The organism is Rhizobium sp. L9, from assembly GCF_002531885.1.
In the GTDB taxonomy this organism is placed as follows: domain Bacteria; phylum Pseudomonadota; class Alphaproteobacteria; order Rhizobiales; family Rhizobiaceae; genus Rhizobium.
The window spans coordinates 21,492-36,537 of record NZ_NWSZ01000009.1; the positions used below are offsets into that span (position 1 = coordinate 21,492).

A 15,046-nucleotide genomic window follows, 5' to 3' on the forward strand; every position below is an offset into this window, starting at 1 on the left:
AGTATTCGGCGCGATCTATTTGGTGCTGGTTTACGCCGCGCTGGCGGCCTCGACGAAATCGAGGCCGATATCCAGCACGGGCGCGCTGTGCGTTAGCCAACCGACCGAAATGAGGTCGACTCCGGAAGCGGCGATTGCCGCGGCCGTTGCTGGCGTCACCCGGCCCGAAGCCTCGGTGATCGCCCGCCCGGCGACGATGGCGACGGCCTCGCGCAGCTGATCCGGCGTCATATTGTCGAGCAGAACGGCATCGACACCGACCGCCATCGCTTCCTGCAGCTGATCGAGCCTGTCCACTTCGACCTCGATCTTTACCAGATGGCCGATGCCGGCCCGCGCCCGGCGGATCGCCTCGGCCACGCCGCCTGATATGGCCACGTGATTATCCTTGATCAGCACCGCGTCATAAAGCGCGAAACGGTGGTTCATGCCGCCGCCGGCCCGCACTGCATATTTCTCCAGCGCCCGCAGCCCGGGCGTCGTCTTGCGCGTGCAGGCGACTGAGGCCCTGGTGCCGCTGATAGCGGCGGCAATCCCGGCCGTGACGGTGGCGATGCCCGAGAGATGGCTGAGGAAATTCAGCGCGGTGCGCTCACCGGTCAAGAGTCCGCGCGAAGGGCCCTCGATGGTGGCGATGACGTCACCTGATTTGACCGCATCGCCGTCCTCGATGTGGCGGCGCATGACAATTTCGGGATCGACGAGCGTGAAGGCGAGGCCGGCCGCATCAAGGCCGGCGATCACGCCGGGCTGGCGGGCGGCCATCACCACCGTGGAGCGGTGATCCGAGGGAACGACCGACGCCGAGGTGATGTCGCCGGCAAGGCCGAGATCTTCGAGCAGGGCTGCCCGCACCAAGGGTTCAATAATCAGGCGCGGAAGGGGGGCTAGGCTCATGTCAGGCGCTCCTGGCAAGCGAATAGGGTGGTGTGGCGCGGGCAATCTCCAGCGCTTGGGAAAGGCGCATCCGGCGGCGCTGCGCATCGGCGAGCTTCAGGGGAAAATCGGTGCGGGCGTGGGCGCCGCGCGATTCCATCCGCAGGCTGGCAAAGACGGCGACCAGCAATGCGACGATGGCCGGATCGGAGGCAGGACCGTCGGCCTCGACAAGTGGCAGTAATGCGGCGATTGCACCGTGAAGGGCATCGGCATTGCGCAGCACGCCGAGATGACGCGAGACAGTCATGCGGATGGAGGATGCGTCGGCCGGCGCCGGTAGCTGTTCTGCGAGGATGGCGCCGGTGCGGTCTGCTGGCATGGCCGATATGTCGCGCGCCGCCCGCATGCCCATGACAGCTGCCTCGAGCAGCGAATTGCTGGCAAGTCGGTTCGCGCCGTGCAGACCGGTCGACGCGGCCTCGCCGGCGACCCAGAGGCCGGGAACCGAGCTGCGGCCATTGTCATCCGTCGCGACGCCGCCCATGTGGTAGTGAACGGCTGGGCGCACCGGCACGAGGTCTTTGGCCGGATCAATGCCGGCCTCGCCGCAAAGGGCTGATATGACGGGGAAGCGTGCGGCAAAGCGGCTGCCGAGCGCCTTGCGGGCATCGAGGAAGACGCGGCCGCCGCGGGCGATCTCGGCACTGATGGCGCGCGCCACCACGTCGCGAGGCGCAAGTTCGGCGCCCGATATGCGGGCCATGAACCGTTCGCCGCGTTCGTTGACGAGCAAGGCCCCCTCGCCGCGCACCGCCTCGCTGACAAGCGCCAGGGGCCTGCGGCGTGAATCGAGCGCCGTCGGATGGAACTGCACGAATTCCATATCCGCAAGCTCGGCACCCGCCCTTGCCGCGAGCGCAATCCCCTGACCGACATTGCCCATCGGATTGGTGGTCGCATCATAAAGCCCGCCGATCCCGCCGGTGGCGAGCACGAGCCTCGCAGTCGGAAGGACGGCGGCCCCGCCGCTTGCGGTCGCGCAAAGCAGGCCGGCGACGCGCTCGCCGTCCATCAGAATACGCCGCGCCTCAAAGCCTTCGAGCACGGTGATGGCGGGCGTCCGCGCCACCGCCCGCACCAACGCTGCGATGATCGCCGCACCCGAGCCGTCGCCTTCGGCATGGACGATGCGGCGGCGGCTATGGGCGGCCTCCAACCCGAGCGAGAGTTGTCCGGCGTCATTGCGGTCGAAGGGAACGCCGGCGCGCTCCAGTGCGGCAATGGCTGCCGCCGCCTCGGCGGTGATGCCCGCGGCAATGCTCCGGTCGCAGAGCCCGTCGCCGGCCGCAAGCGTATCGGCCAGATGCAGCGCGGCGCTGTCGTCGGCGCCGATGCTGGCGGCAATGCCGCCCTGTGCCCACGCGCTCGAGGTCTCGGCACCGAGCGCGGCGCGTGTGACGATGACGGAAGGTTCCGGCGCCAGCGTCAGCGCCGTCATCAGCCCGGCGAGGCCGCTGCCGACGATGACGGTGCGGCCGCTCAACTGTTCGATGATCTCGGTCATATCGCCAGCATCCTCTCGACGGCGCGGCGGGCGGCCATGGCTATGGCCGGATCGACCGTCACTTCATGGCGATTTTCCTCAAGTGCGGCGCGGATATTGGCAAGCGTGATCCGCTTCATGTGGGGGCAGAGATTGCAGGGGCGGATGAACTCGACGTCAGGATGGTGCACGGCGACGTTGTCGCTCATCGAGCATTCCGTCAGCAGTACCACTCGTGCCGGCTTCTGCCTGCCGACATAATCGGACATGACAGCGGTGGAGCCGGCGAAATCGGCCTCTGCCACCACGTCGGGCGGGCATTCCGGGTGGGCGAGCACCGTCACGCCGGGATGGTTTTCACGCAGCTGGCGGACATCGTCAGCGGTAAAGAGTTCGTGCACTTCGCAGTGTCCATGCCAGGCGACGATCTCGACATCGGTCTCGCGGGCGACGTTGCGGGCGAGATATTCGTCGGGGATCATCAGCACCTTCGGCACGCCGAGCGACTCCACTACCTGTTTGGCATTGCCCGAGGTGCAGCAGATGTCGGAGGCTGCCTTCACCGCGGCCGAGGTATTGACATAGGTGATGACGGGGACGCCGGGGTGCGCTTGGCGCAGCAGCGCGATATCCTCAGGCGTGATCGAATCAGCCAGTGAACAGCCGGCGCCGAGATCGGGGATCAGCACCGTTTTTTCAGGATTGAGAAGCTTGGCGGTCTCGGCCATGAAATGCACGCCTGCCAGCACGATGACATCGGCATCGACCTCGATCGCCTTGCGGGCGAGCGCCAGGCTGTCGCCGACGATATCGGCCACGCCGTGAAAAATCTCGGGCGTCTGATAATTGTGGGCGAGAATGACGGCGTTGCGGCGGCGCTTGAGCTCGAGAATGGCGTTGATGTCATCCTCGAACGACATCCATTCGGCTTTGGGAATGACGCGGCTGACGCGGTTGTAGAGCGAGGATGCGGAAACTGGGTGATTCATGACCGGCTCCTAATTATGCTCGATTTGAGCATATCATTGACAAAGACATATTCTCGCTGTGAGCATATGTCAATTGCGGGAGAGCGGTAATTTCGTTCCTGCGAGCGCCCGTTCTTCGAGCACCGTGTGGCGGAAGCGGAAGAGCTTGGCCGGCCGGCCGCCGGTTTCGCTTTCCGTTCCACCGGTTTCCTCGACCAGTTCCTGCTGTTCGATCAGGCGGCGGAAATTCTGCTTGTGCAGCGTCAGTCCGGCCAGCGCCTCGATTGTGCGCTGCAGCCGCAGAAGCGTAAAACTCTCCGGCATCAGTTCGAAGACGACAGGGCGGTATTTGATTTTGGCGCGCAGCCGGGCGATCCCGGTCGCCAGAATGCGGCGGTGATCGGCAAACATCGCTCGCCCAAGATTGGCTTCCACCCCGCATCCGGCTTCGGCCACAAGGCCGGCTTCATACAGCAGTTCGTAGCGCTGCAAGGCCAGATCCTCGTTCCAGCCGCCGCCGTCGAGCCCGAAGGTGAAGTCGGCGCGGCGATGGCGATGATCGCGGCGGGCCGGATCGGCATCCGCCCAGGTTTTGAGGCGTGCCATGATCTCGTCCAGCACGGCCGGCCGGCCCTGCCGATGGTCTTCCCAGGGAAAATAGTCGTACCAGCCGTGCCACCCCGGCCGGCCGGCGCCCGCCTGCTCGTTGACGAGGCCGAGATAGCTGATCGAGATCGTCCGCCCGCCAAGAATCTCATTGTTCCGGTCGCGGTCGGCGAAGGTATAGAGTTGTTCGAGATAACCGACCGGGTGTTCGGTCTGCTCTTGCACCCATTCGCGCAGGCCCGATTGCAGGGTTCGATGGCCCATTTCGAACGGACCTGACGGCAGCGCATTGCCGGAGCGGATGGTCATGACGCGCGGCTCATCCCCCGTCACCGCGACGAGCACTGCAATCAGTTCCGCATGCGCAAAGCCGATCGTCACAGGGGACCGAATACTCCGTTCCGAATGAATCGAACGGATCATTCCTGCCACAGGCGGCGACGGAAGCCAATGGAACTTTCCCCCTCTCCCCACTGGGAAGAAGGGAGTCGCCGGTAAGCGTCAGCGCTTTCCCGTCTCGTTGGTCAACCGGTCGAGGAAAATCTTCAGTTCGGCCTCGTCGATACCGACGCAATGACGCTTTTCCGGATAGGCGCCGGTCCTGACATCCTCGGCGAATTCGGTGAAGGCGGCGATGCGTTCGCGCTGCAGCCTGTCATATTCAGCGGCGAAGTTGCGGTAGACCTTGGCATGGCGCGGATAATGGTCGCAATTGGCGCCGAGCACATCGTCGGCGAAGAGATATTGGGCGTCGCAGCCGCTGCCTGCCCCCATGGAGATCATCAGCATCGAGGTGTTGCTGCTGATGGTAGCGGCGACATCCCCCGGCACGACTTCGATTTCGGCGGCGAAGGCGCCGGCCTCTTCCAGCGCCTTGGTCTGCCGCCAGATCTCGGCCGCACTTGCCGCCGTCTTGCCGACGGCGCGAAAGCCGCCCGTCCAGGTCGCTTTCGAGGGGATCAGCCCGAGATGGCCGCAGACGGGAATGCCCTCGTCGCGCAGGCGTCGGATCGTCTGCAGGCTGGCGGCGCAATAGACGGCATCGCCGCCGGCCTTCAGCGCTGCGAATGCGGCGCGCAGATAATCTTCCGCCGAGACATGATCGCCATATTCGAGACCCGGAATGGCAAAGGGCGTGGGGGCGATCTCGCGGAAGACCGGACCGAGCAGCGACGGCGGCACCGAGACAATGTCGATCCCGGCCTTTTCGGCGGCTTCGGCCTCCTCGAGCGAGGTGACGCGCAGCATGGTCAGCTGGCGCTTGCCCTTTTCCGCAAGCAGATCGGCAACGGTTGCACGCTTATGTTTTTTCATCATCAATTCCTTTGAAAATATCGGGAGGCTCAGGCGGCCAGAAGGGATTTCAGCTTGATGTTGCTTGCTGTCAGCGCAGCAGGGTCTGGATGGGCGCCAGCCGCGATCAACATTTCCGCAAGCCTGATGTCGCGCGCCACGGCATTGCCCGGTCCGATGCCGCTTGCGGCGATCAGCCGGCGATCGGCGTCGAGGTGGAAGAGAATGAAGGCGTCCGGGCCGAGGTCGCGGCGCAGATGCAGAGCCGCCCCTTCGGCGAGGCCCGCTATCTGCAGCGTCATGTCATATTGATCCGACCAGAACCACGGCACGGATGAAACGGGTTCGCCGAGGCCGAGCATGTTGGCTGCGGCCAGTGTGCCCTGCTCCTGGGCATTGCGCCAGGATTCGAGCCTTACCCGCCGGCCACCATAGACCGGCAGCGGAAAGGAGCAGCAGTCGCCGGCGGCAAAAACATCAGGCGCGGAGGTCCGCAGATAGGTGTCGACGGCAATGCCGTTTTCGATTGCAAGCCCCGCCCTTTCGGCGATGTCGACATTCGGCCGCGCGCCGATGCCGACCAGGGCGAGATCGGCCTCTACCACCTCGCCAGTCGATAGGTTGACGACCACCTTCCCGCCTTCCTCGGTCAATGTCTCGATCGAGACGCCGCAGCGGATATCGACACCTTCGGCCCGGTGGCGTTCGGTGAGCAGATGGGCGATCTCTTCCGGCACGCCGCGTTTCAGCACCCGCTCCAGCCCCTCGATAACGGTGACGTCGGCGCCAAGCAAGCGCGCCGTCGCGGCAAGTTCCAGCCCGATGAAGCCGCCGCCGATAATGGCGATATGCCGCCCCGGCTTCATGGCTTCGCGCAGGGCGGCCGCATCATCGTGGGTGCGAAGCGAACGAATATGCGGATTGCCTTCCGGGGCGCCGGGAAACGATCGGGCGGCCGCGCCCGTCGTCAGCAGAAGCTTGTCGTAGGAGAGCGTGGTGCCATCCGCAAGCATGACCGTCCGGGAGGCAGGATCGAAATCCCTGGCCTCAATGCCGGTCAGTAGCCGGATGGCGCTTTCGGCGTATTTTTCCGCAGCGGCGATGAATTTCGGATCGCCGGCATCGGCAGCAGACGCCTTGGAAAGGGGCGGTCGCTCATAGGGGTGAAGGGGTTCGGCGCCAACGAGCGTTATCTCGCCGGCAAAACCTTTTTCCCGCAGAGCAAAGGCGGCGCGGGCACCGCATTCGCCCGCACCGAGGATGACGAAATGAGCCACATCAGCCTCCCTCAGACCGAAATGAAGACGGAGCCGCCTTCGACCTTTACGGGATAGGTCCTGAGATTGACGCAGACCGGCGCACCCTTGGCCTCGCCCGTCTTGTAATTGAAGCGGCCGTTATGTTTCGGGCATTCGATGATTTCATCCATGACAAGCCCGTCGGCAAGATGGATATGTTCGTGTGTGCAGAGCCCGTCGGTGGCGAAGAATTCGTCGTCGGGGCTGCGGTAGACCGCGAAGGTGCGCCCGCCATGATCGAAGCGGATGACATCCTCTTCGTCGATCTCGTCCTTGCCGCAAACTTCGATCCAGTTTCCGCTCATCTTTCATTTTCCTCGATTGTGATTATTGCGCCGCCGGGGCGAGTTCGTTGTGGAATTCCTCGCGGTAGGGCCGCGCGGTGGCCGGCAGTTCCCGCTTCAAGAAATAATCCTCGTTGCGCAACTGGCGCAGGAAAGCCGGGATCATCTCGCGGTAGCCCGACCAGATCGATCGGTTCGGCGCCGGCAGATCGTGCTTGATCATTGCGTGCAGCCGGGGGAGCGCGTGATAGGGCACCATCGGGAACATGTGATGTTCGACGTGGTAGTTCATGTTCCAATAAATGAAACGGCTGATGGGGTTCATATAGACCGTGCGGCTGTTCAGCCGGTGATCGATGACGTTGTCAGCTAGGCCGCCATGCTGCAGGAGCCCGGTCAGCACGTGGTGCCAAGCGCCGTAGAGGCGCGGCAGGCCGATCAGCATCAGCGGCAGGATCGAGCCGGTGGCGACCGCGACGGCGATCGTCGCCAGATAGATCGCCAGCCAGACACGGGCGAAGCGGATCGCCTTCGGCTGCTCCATCTCCGGAATGAAGGTCTTTTCCGCCGCGCTGATGACGCCGAAGGCATTGCGCAGCATATCGACCATCGCATGCCAGACGTCGAGGATGCCGAAGAAATTGAGGATCAGCCGGAAAAGGTCCGGCGGCCGCATGACGGCGATTTCCGGATCGCGGCCGACGATGACCGTATCGGTGTGGTGGCGTGTATGGCTCCAGCGCCAGGTCACCGGATTGCGCATGATCATGAAGCAGGCGATCTGGTAGACTGCATCGTTCATCCAGCGCGTTTTGAACGCGGTGCCATGGCCGCATTCGTGCCAGCGGCTGTCCGAGGCTGAGCCATAGAGCACGCCATAGGCGAGAAAGAAGGGCAGCGCGATCCAGGAACCCCAAAAATAGATGCCGAGACCGGCAAAGACGACCATGCTGCCGAGCCAGATGGCGGTGTCACGGATCGCCGGCGCATCGGAGCGCTGCATCAGCGCCTTCATCTCCTTGCGCGGAATCTCCGTGTGATACCATTCGGCAGCCGCCAGTCCCGTCTCCACCGCGGTGCGACCGCTTTCCCCGAGCAAGTCGTAGTCACGTTTCTTTGTCTGGGTCGCCATTATCCGCCTCCCGCTATGCTGTTGCCGAGAGAATAGGTTGACTTTGGGCGACGCTCAATGCAGGCTTGATGTAATCTATCAAAAGCCATCATGCATGGCTCGCATCCATGAGCGAATACATCAGGGATACCATGCGCCGCCCCACCATCTCCGATCTCGCCCGCGCCTCCGGCGTCAGCGTCGCCACCGTCGACCGCGTTCTCAACGCCCGTCATCGTGTGCGGGAGGAAACGGCGCGGCGGGTCTATGATGCGGCGCAGGAGATCGGCTATCACGCCGTCGGCCTCATCCGGCAGCGCGTCTTCGAAGATCTGCCGCAATACAAGCTCGCCTTCCTGTTGCAGAAGCCGACGCAGGCCTTCTATCAGACCTTCGCCCGCGAAATCGAAACAGCGGCGCGCGCCGTCACCACCGCCCGTCTCCAAATCCAGATTGAATACCCGTCTGCGACGACCCCTGCCGCCATCAATGAGAAGATCAAATCGCTCGGCGCCCGCAATCAGGCCGTAGCGGTCGTCGGCCCGGACTATCCCGCGGTGACCACCGCGGTGGAGGAATTGAAGGAGCGCGGCATTCCCGTCTTCTCGCTGCTCTCCGATCTCGCCACCGGCGTGCGCGACGCCTATGTCGGCGTCAACAACCGCAAGGTGGGACGCACCGCCGCGTGGATGATTGCGCGCACCGCGCACAGGCCAGGCAAGGTCGCCTGTTTTGTCGGCAGTCACCGCTTCCACGGCCATGAACTGCGGGAGATCGGTTTCCGCTCCTATTTCCGGGAGAACGCGCCGGAATTCGATGTCGTCGAAACATTGATCAACCTGGAGACCGCCGAAATCACCCATGAGGCAACGCTGACGCTGCTGCAGAAACATCCCGACCTCGTCGGCCTTTATGTCTGCGGCGGCGGCATGGAGGGGGCAATTTCGGCGTTCCGTGAAGAAGGTGTCGGCGGCCGGATCGTGCTTGTCGTCAATGAGTTGACGCCGGAGAGCAAGGCCGGTCTCGCCGACGACATCGTCACCATGGTGGTCGCCACTCCCCTGCCCGCGCTCTGCAAGGAGCTTTTATCGCTGATGCTCGGCGCGATAGAGCATGGTGAGGCCGCCGTTCCCGGCCAATCCTTCCTGCCTTTCGACATCTACATTTCCGAGAATATCTAAGGAATGATGGAATTCTCTCATCTCGGCTGAAATTCTTTCAGCAATGAGGGCGAGCGCCGGCGATGACGGATGGTTTGCTCGGCAAATTCGGATAGAGATTCGCTCGCCCATTCACGAATACCGCTCCGCTTATGTCGCGGAGATGAGGAGGAGATATCCGTCATGACTTCGATCCGTTTTGCGCTGAACCATATGGCTGCGCCGTCCCTCGCAATCGATGATTTCTTCGCGCTGGCAAAGTCGCTCGGCATCGACTCGGTTGAGATCCGCAACGACCTTTCCGGCAATGCCATTCTCGACGGCACCAAGCCCGAAGCGATCAGAGAAGCCGCCGCCCGCCACGGCCTGACGATCATTTCGATCAACGCCCTGCAGCGCTTCAACGAATGGAATGAAACGCGCGCCAGGGAAGCGCAGGAATTGATCGACTATGCCAGCGCATCGGGCGCCAAGGCGCTCGTCCTCGTTCCGAAGAACGACGGCACAGGCTGCGCCGACGGCGAACGCCAGGCGAATCTGCGTGAGGCTTTGTCCGCACTGAAGCCGATGCTGGATAAGGCCGGCATTATCGGCCTCGTCGAGCCGCTTGGTTTCGAGATCTGCTCGCTGCGCTCAAAAACCGAGGCGGCCGAGGCGATCAAGGAACTCGGCGCGCGATTCACCTTCAAGCTCGTTCACGACACCTTCCACCATCACCTTGCCGGCGAAGCCGCAACCTTCCCCGAACTGGCCGGCCTCGTGCATATTTCCGGCGTCAGCGATCCCTCGGTTTCCGTTGCCGATATGCGTGACTCCCATCGCGTGCTCGTGGACGGCGACGACCGACTCGACAATGCCGGGCAGATCAAGGCGCTGCTGCAGGCGGGCTATAAGGGTCCGTTCTCCTTCGAGCCCTTTGCTGCGGAAGTTCATGCGGTCAAGGACCCGGCCGCTGCGCTGCGCGCCAGCATGGATTATCTGACCACGCGGGTCTGAGGCCCGATGCACGCTTCTCTTCACGATCGGCCGCCGGCGAGCGGTCGATCGTAAGCCACTATTCCCGGCTTCTGAATCGGCGCTGATAGGCCGGATCATAGAGCGAGCTCTCACGAAAATCTTCCGCCTCGAGCGACGGTCCGACGAAGATGATCGCCGTGCGTTCGATCGGTTCGGCCGCAACCTTTGCTTCGATATCGGACAGCGTACCGCGCAGGATGCGCTCGTCCGCCCAGGAGGCCTTGACGACGATGACGACCGGGCAGTCTGCACCGTAGAGCGGCGTCAGTTCCTCCACGACCTGCTTCAGCGCATGGATTGCCAGATGGATCGCGAGTGTGGCGCCCGTCGCGCCGAATTTCGCCAGCGTCTCGTCGTTCGGCATCGGCGAGGCGCGGCCGGAAACGCGGGTGAGCACCAGGCTTTGGGCGACGGCCGGGATCGTCAGTTCTCGTCCGAGTGCCGCGGCCGCGGCCGCAAAGGCTGGAACGCCCGGTGTCATCGTATAGGCGATTCCGTGCTTCTGCAGTCGGCGCACCTGTTCGGCGACCGCGCTCCAGACGGAGAGGTCGCCGGAGTGCAGCCGGGCGACATCCTGGCCCGCGGCGGCAGCGCGCAGATATTCCGCCTCGATCTCATCGAGCGACATCGGGGCAGTATCGATAATGCGCGCCCCAGGCGGGCAATATTGCAGCAGTTCCGGCGAGACGATCGAGCCGGCATAGAGGCAGACCGGGCAGCGGGCGACGAGATCGCGGCCACGCACTGTGATCAGATCCGCGGCGCCCGGCCCCGCTCCAATGAAATGCACCGTCATCCCGCTATCCTTTCGTCCAGCGCCATTGCGTCACCGGCATCGCCGGCCGCCAGCCGCTCATGCTGCCGAGCGGCGCAGCGCGCGATATTTCGATCCGCGTGAGGGAGCCGCCGCGTTTGCCATGTTCGCAGATCAATGCCGCCTCCATGTCAAGCGTCACGCCATTGGCGACGAGCCGCCCTCCCCGCTTCAGCGCAGTGATGGCAGTGTCGATGACATCAGGTACGCTGCCGCCGCCGCCCAGGAAGATCGCATCCGGTTCCGGCAGGCCTCTCAGCGCATCTGGCGCTGAACCCTCGACAACGGCCAGATGCGGCACGCCGAAGGCAGTTGCGTTGCGGGCAATCCGCGCCGCCCGCTCCGGCGATTGCTCGACGGCGATCGTCTTCAGCGATGGATCGGCCAGCATCCATTCGATGCCGATCGATCCCGAGCCGGCGCCGATATCCCAGAGCAGTTCGCCGTGACGTGGCGCAAGCGCCGAAAGCGTCATCGCCCGGATTTCCCGTTTGGTGATCTGACCGTCATGCTCGAACAAATCGTCCTCGAGACCTGCGGCAAAAGGCAGGATGCGAGCCCCCTTCCCTGCCGTAACCTCGAGCGCGCAGACGTTCAGGGGATCGATGTCAGTGAGATCGAAGTCCGACGCCACGGCGTGTCTCTGTCGTTCCCGCGCACCGCCCAACGCTTCGAGTACGGTAAGTCTCGACTGACCGAAGCCGATGGCGACAAGCAAGGCAGCAAGCTCGCCGGGTCCATTTTCATCAGAGGTCAGAGCAATGATGCGCCGCCCGGGGTGCAGATGCGGTCGGACAAGGTCGAGCGGGCGTCCATGCAGCGAGATCGTCGTTACGTCCTGCTGCGGCCAGCCGAGCCGGGAGGCGGCAAGGCTGAAGGCCGAAGGCGCGGGAATGACGCGCATCTCTTGCGCCGCGACACGGCGGCAGAGGGTTGCGCCGACGCCATAGAGAAACGGATCGCCGGAGGCGAGCACGACAACAGGCGTGCCGCGCCGTTCAAGGACGGCATCGATCGAGCGCTCGAACGGGCTCTGCCAGGCAAGTTTTTCGCCCGATATCAGCGATGCGGCAAGCGCGTGGTGCCGCGCTCCGCCGAACACCGCCGGTGCGGTGGCGATCAGCCTCTTCGCCTCCTCGCCCAGCCCTGCTGGACCATCTTCGCCGATGCCGATAATAGTCAGCCAGTGATTGCTGCAAGTGGGAAAGACATCAGACATGGGAAGACTTCGCATCCTGATTCTCGGCGGCACGAGCGAAGCGCGCCTGCTCGCCGAAGCGCTCGCGGCGCGTGATGATTGCGATATTCTGCTGTCGCTGGCAGGACGTACCGAGAAACCGGGCGAGCAGCCTGTTCCGGTCCGTATTGGTGGTTTCGGCGGTGCCATGGCGCTGGCCGACTTTTTGAAAGCCGGCGGCTACGGGCTGCTTATCGACGCCACGCACCCTTTCGCCGAACGAATTTCCGAAAATGCCGCCATCGCGGCTGCGGCCGCCCCTCTCGCTGCGATCGCTCTGCGCCGTCCCGAATGGCAACGCTTGCCGGGCGATCGCTGGCGGGAAGTGCGGAGCATCCCGGCGGCCATCGAGGCGCTCGGCCAATCTCTCCGCCATGTCTTCCTGGCGACGGGCCGGCAGGGCGCTCACCACGCAGAAGTGGCGCCGCAACATCACTATCTCATCCGCAGCGTCGACCCCGTCAAACGGCCGCTTAGGCTTGCGAATGCCGAATACATCCTCGATCGCGGCCCCTTCACGCTGGAAAGCGAATGCACTTTGCTGAGGCAGCATCATATCGATGTCGTCATTGCCAAGAACAGCGGCGGCACCGCCAGCTATGCGAAGATCGAGGCGGCGCGCCTGCTCGGCATCGAGGTGATGATGGTGGCGCGCGCGCCGTCGCCGATCATCACATGGGTCGAAACCGTCGAGGCGGCGCTTGCGGCGGTCGATCACCTCTTTCCTCCCGCCATGAAACGCGGCGTGTAGACCAGGTCGGGCTTGCCGGAACGCGCGACGATCCGCGTTTCGGCGGAGCCGATGATGATGCAGGTCGCCATATCGGCGATCGATGCATCCGCTTTCGATAGCCGCTGCACCGCGACGTGCTCGTTTGCCCGCCCGGCCGCGCGCCCAAAAATCACCGGCGTTGTTGTCGGCAGATGGTCGCGCAGCAGCTTGAAAGCCTCGCCGAGTTGCCACGGCCGCGCCCGGCTGATCGGATTATAGAGCGCGATGACGAAGCCCGCCTTTGCCGCCAGTTCAAGCCGAGTTTCGATGATGTTCCAAGGCTTTAGGTTATCTGATAGCGATATTGCGCAGAAATCGTGCCCAAGCGGCGCCCCGGCTCTTGCTGCCACCGCCAGCATCGCCGTGACGCCGGGAAGCACGGTAAGATCGACGGCGCGCCACGCCGCCGGCCCGTTCTCGATCGCCTCGCAGACGGCAGCGGCCATGGCGAATACACCGGGATCGCCGCCGGAGACGATGCAGACGTTGGCGCCATCCGCTGCCATGGAAAGCGCCGCCCCTGCCCTGTCGAGCTCCTCGCGATTGTCCGACGCATGCCGCAGCTGATCGGAGCGGAGCTGCAGCCGTTCGAGATAAGGTCCGTAGCCGAAGAAATCCGTCGCCGCATCGACGGCGGCCAGCGCTTCCGGCGTCATCTGCTCGGGATTGCCGGGACCGGTGCCGATGACGAAAAGCCTGCCACTCATCGGCTGCCCTCCCAGCCCGGCACCAGCACGAGCGAGAAATAGGGCGCATCGCCGTCGCTCCTGTCGGCAAGCTTTTCCATCGCCGCGTTCGCCATGGTGCCGCGCTCGACATACAGGGCGTCCGTAAGCCGGCCGGCTGCCGAAAGCGCCCGGCGGATTTTCGGCAGATTGCGGCCGACCTTCATGATGACGGCAGCTTGGGTATCGACAAGGCGCCGCGTCAGTTCGTCCTCGGCCATCGTACCGGGCAGTACGGAAAGCACGTCGTCGCCCTGGACGATCGGCATGCCGGCCAGCGACCAGCAGCCCGACATGGCGCTGATGCCGGGGATCACTTCAGTGGGGTAGTGCGTGGAAAGCCTGACGTGCAGGTGCATATAGGAGCCGTAGAAGAGCGGGTCGCCTTCGCTGAGAACGGCGACGGTCCGCCCGGCGTCGAGATGCCCGGCGATGTCTCTTGCAGACCGGTCGTAGAACTCGGTGATCAGGCTCTGATAGCGTTCGTCATTCTTGTCGATCTCGGTGGTGACGGGATAGTAGAGCGGCAGCAGAGTGACCCAAGGTTTCAGCAGCGGCTCGACGATCGCCTTGCCGTTACCGCCCCTGCCCTGCTTGGCAAAGTAAGCGATGACTTCCGCGCGTTCGATGGCGCGCACGGCCTTGAGGGTCAGAAGCTCGGGATCACCGGGACCCGTGCCAACGCCGATGAGACGGCCTGGTGTCGTCATAGGCCCGGCCTCGCCAGCGCATTAATGGCGGCAGCCGTCATGGCGCTGCCGCCGAGCCGGCCGCGCACGATGGCGAAGGGAACGCCATAGGAATTTTCTGCCAGTGCATCCTTCGATTCGGCTGCGCCGACGAACCCGACGGGCATGCCGAGGATCGCCGCGGGTTTAGGCGCGCCGTCGCGCAGGAGTTCGAGCAGATGGAAGAGCGCGGTCGGCGCGTTACCGATCGCGACGATGCTCCCGCCGAGCCGATCGAGCCAGAGATGCATGGCGGCGGCCGAGCGTGTATTGCCGATCTCGCGTGCGAGCTCCGGCGTTGCGGGATCGCGCAACGTGCAGATCACCTCGTTCAGCGCCGGCAGCCGCGCCCGCGTGACGCCATGCGACACCATTTCCGCATCGCAGAAGATCGGCGCGCCGGCCTTCAGCGCATCGCGTGCGGTGCTGACGAAATCGGTGGAAAAGAGGAAATTCTTCGCCGCTTCCACGAGCCCGCAAGCATGAATCATGCGAACGGCAATTTCAGCCTCGTCTTCGGTGAAAAGCGAAAGATCGGCCTCGGCGCGGATGATCGCAAAGGAACGCTCGTAGATCGCGTCGCCGCTGCGGATGTAATCGTAGTCTGGCAT

At 64.0% G+C, this 15,046-nt stretch carries 16 protein-coding genes; 3 read left to right on the forward strand and 13 right to left on the reverse strand.

Going from position 1 to position 15,046, the window contains the following annotated elements:
- Positions 1-30: 30 nt before the first annotated feature.
- The 8 genes from nadC to CO660_RS11385 form a co-directional block, all read right to left on the reverse strand.
- Complete coding sequence (nadC, locus tag CO660_RS11350; RefSeq protein WP_097598760.1) at positions 31-897, reverse strand: carboxylating nicotinate-nucleotide diphosphorylase; 867 nt, start codon at positions 895-897, stop codon at positions 31-33.
- Position 898: 1 nt separating this feature from the next.
- Positions 899-2,443, reverse strand: coding sequence for an L-aspartate oxidase (locus CO660_RS11355; protein ID WP_097598761.1), 1,545 nt, complete (start codon positions 2,441-2,443; stop codon positions 899-901).
- The gene (gene nadA / locus CO660_RS11360; RefSeq protein WP_097598762.1) at positions 2,440-3,411 is read right to left on the reverse strand and encodes a quinolinate synthase NadA; all 972 of its coding nucleotides are present in this window, start codon (positions 3,409-3,411) and stop codon (positions 2,440-2,442) included. Before nadA ends, CO660_RS11355 begins: the two co-directional genes overlap by 4 nt.
- Positions 3,412-3,480: 69 nt before the next feature.
- Positions 3,481-4,419, reverse strand: coding sequence for a hypothetical protein (locus CO660_RS11365; RefSeq protein ID WP_176536272.1), 939 nt, complete (start codon positions 4,417-4,419; stop codon positions 3,481-3,483).
- A 78-nt stretch (positions 4,420-4,497) separates the two neighbouring features.
- Positions 4,498-5,313 carry a 3-methyl-2-oxobutanoate hydroxymethyltransferase gene (locus tag CO660_RS11370; protein WP_176536273.1) on the reverse strand — a complete coding sequence of 272 codons (816 nt, stop codon included), beginning with the start codon at positions 5,311-5,313 and terminating at the stop codon, positions 4,498-4,500.
- Between the two features lie 26 nt (positions 5,314-5,339).
- Positions 5,340-6,566, reverse strand: a complete 1,227-nt coding sequence (locus CO660_RS11375; protein WP_097598763.1) for an FAD-dependent oxidoreductase — start codon at positions 6,564-6,566, stop codon at positions 5,340-5,342.
- Between the two features lie 11 nt (positions 6,567-6,577).
- Complete coding sequence (locus tag CO660_RS11380; protein WP_097598764.1) at positions 6,578-6,892, reverse strand: MocE family 2Fe-2S type ferredoxin; 315 nt, start codon at positions 6,890-6,892, stop codon at positions 6,578-6,580.
- Between the two features lie 22 nt (positions 6,893-6,914).
- Positions 6,915-8,003: a fatty acid desaturase family protein gene (locus tag CO660_RS11385; RefSeq protein WP_097598765.1), complete on the reverse strand. Its 1,089-nt coding sequence runs from the start codon at positions 8,001-8,003 to the stop codon at positions 6,915-6,917.
- Between the two features lie 131 nt (positions 8,004-8,134).
- Here CO660_RS11385 and CO660_RS11390 point away from each other — a divergent pair, with 131 nt between their 5' ends.
- Positions 8,135-9,163, forward strand: a complete 1,029-nt coding sequence (locus CO660_RS11390; protein WP_085781298.1) for a LacI family DNA-binding transcriptional regulator — start codon at positions 8,135-8,137, stop codon at positions 9,161-9,163.
- Positions 9,164-9,325: 162 nt separating this feature from the next.
- Positions 9,326-10,138, forward strand: a complete 813-nt coding sequence (locus tag CO660_RS11395) for a TIM barrel protein (protein WP_097598766.1) — start codon at positions 9,326-9,328, stop codon at positions 10,136-10,138.
- Between the two features lie 58 nt (positions 10,139-10,196).
- On the opposite strand, the gene cobM is transcribed toward CO660_RS11395, so the two are convergent.
- Together cobM and cbiE are read right to left on the reverse strand one after the other, a co-directional pair.
- Positions 10,197-10,955: a precorrin-4 C(11)-methyltransferase gene (gene cobM, locus CO660_RS11400; RefSeq protein WP_097598767.1), complete on the reverse strand. Its 759-nt coding sequence runs from the start codon at positions 10,953-10,955 to the stop codon at positions 10,197-10,199.
- A 4-nt stretch (positions 10,956-10,959) separates the two neighbouring features.
- Positions 10,960-12,192 carry a precorrin-6y C5,15-methyltransferase (decarboxylating) subunit CbiE gene (cbiE, locus tag CO660_RS11405; RefSeq protein ID WP_097598768.1) on the reverse strand — a complete coding sequence of 411 codons (1,233 nt, stop codon included), beginning with the start codon at positions 12,190-12,192 and terminating at the stop codon, positions 10,960-10,962.
- Between cbiE and CO660_RS11410 the strand changes: the two genes are divergently transcribed.
- Positions 12,191-12,961, forward strand: a complete 771-nt coding sequence (locus CO660_RS11410) for a cobalt-precorrin-6A reductase (RefSeq protein ID WP_097598769.1) — start codon at positions 12,191-12,193, stop codon at positions 12,959-12,961. The two genes, cbiE and CO660_RS11410, sit on opposite strands and share 2 nt — an antisense overlap.
- Here CO660_RS11410 and CO660_RS11415 read toward each other — a convergent pair.
- Genes CO660_RS11415 through CO660_RS11425 form a run of 3 tightly spaced genes read right to left on the reverse strand, consistent with a single transcriptional unit; the run spans position 12,925 to position 15,046 of the window.
- Positions 12,925-13,689, reverse strand: a complete 765-nt coding sequence (locus CO660_RS11415) for a precorrin-3B C(17)-methyltransferase (protein ID WP_097598770.1) — start codon at positions 13,687-13,689, stop codon at positions 12,925-12,927. The genes CO660_RS11410 and CO660_RS11415 overlap by 37 nt on opposite strands.
- The gene (locus CO660_RS11420) at positions 13,686-14,417 is read right to left on the reverse strand and encodes a precorrin-2 C(20)-methyltransferase (RefSeq protein ID WP_097598771.1); all 732 of its coding nucleotides are present in this window, start codon (positions 14,415-14,417) and stop codon (positions 13,686-13,688) included. Before CO660_RS11420 ends, CO660_RS11415 begins: the two co-directional genes overlap by 4 nt.
- Positions 14,414-15,046 (reverse strand): precorrin-8X methylmutase, encoded by a 633-nt coding sequence (locus tag CO660_RS11425; RefSeq protein WP_097598772.1) that lies wholly within the window; start codon positions 15,044-15,046, stop codon positions 14,414-14,416. The genes CO660_RS11420 and CO660_RS11425 overlap by 4 nt, the downstream gene beginning before the upstream one ends.

Excerpts from the sequence above, each read along its gene's own strand:
- CO660_RS11365 (WP_176536272.1), bottom strand. The coding sequence starts at position 4,419 with ATGATCCGTTCGATTCATTCGGAACGGAGTATTCGGTCCCCTGTGACG.
- CO660_RS11355 (WP_097598761.1), bottom strand. The coding sequence starts at position 2,443 with ATGACCGAGATCATCGAACAGTTGAGCGGCCGCACCGTCATCGTCGGC.
- CO660_RS11390 (WP_085781298.1), top strand. The coding sequence starts at position 8,135 with ATGCGCCGCCCCACCATCTCCGATCTCGCCCGCGCCTCCGGCGTCAGC.
- nadA (WP_097598762.1), bottom strand. The coding sequence starts at position 3,411 with ATGAATCACCCAGTTTCCGCATCCTCGCTCTACAACCGCGTCAGCCGC.
- CO660_RS11425 (WP_097598772.1), bottom strand. The coding sequence starts at position 15,046 with ATGCCAGACTACGATTACATCCGCAGCGGCGACGCGATCTACGAGCGT.
- CO660_RS11415 (WP_097598770.1), bottom strand. The coding sequence starts at position 13,689 with ATGAGTGGCAGGCTTTTCGTCATCGGCACCGGTCCCGGCAATCCCGAG.
- cobM (WP_097598767.1), bottom strand. The coding sequence starts at position 10,955 with ATGACGGTGCATTTCATTGGAGCGGGGCCGGGCGCCGCGGATCTGATC.
- CO660_RS11370 (WP_176536273.1), bottom strand. The coding sequence starts at position 5,313 with ATGATGAAAAAACATAAGCGTGCAACCGTTGCCGATCTGCTTGCGGAA.
- nadC (WP_097598760.1), bottom strand. The coding sequence starts at position 897 with ATGAGCCTAGCCCCCCTTCCGCGCCTGATTATTGAACCCTTGGTGCGG.
- CO660_RS11380 (WP_097598764.1), bottom strand. The coding sequence starts at position 6,892 with ATGAGCGGAAACTGGATCGAAGTTTGCGGCAAGGACGAGATCGACGAA.
- CO660_RS11420 (WP_097598771.1), bottom strand. The coding sequence starts at position 14,417 with ATGACGACACCAGGCCGTCTCATCGGCGTTGGCACGGGTCCCGGTGAT.
- cbiE (WP_097598768.1), bottom strand. The coding sequence starts at position 12,192 with ATGTCTGATGTCTTTCCCACTTGCAGCAATCACTGGCTGACTATTATC.
- CO660_RS11395 (WP_097598766.1), top strand. The coding sequence starts at position 9,326 with ATGACTTCGATCCGTTTTGCGCTGAACCATATGGCTGCGCCGTCCCTC.
- CO660_RS11385 (WP_097598765.1), bottom strand. The coding sequence starts at position 8,003 with ATGGCGACCCAGACAAAGAAACGTGACTACGACTTGCTCGGGGAAAGC.
- CO660_RS11410 (WP_097598769.1), top strand. The coding sequence starts at position 12,191 with ATGGGAAGACTTCGCATCCTGATTCTCGGCGGCACGAGCGAAGCGCGC.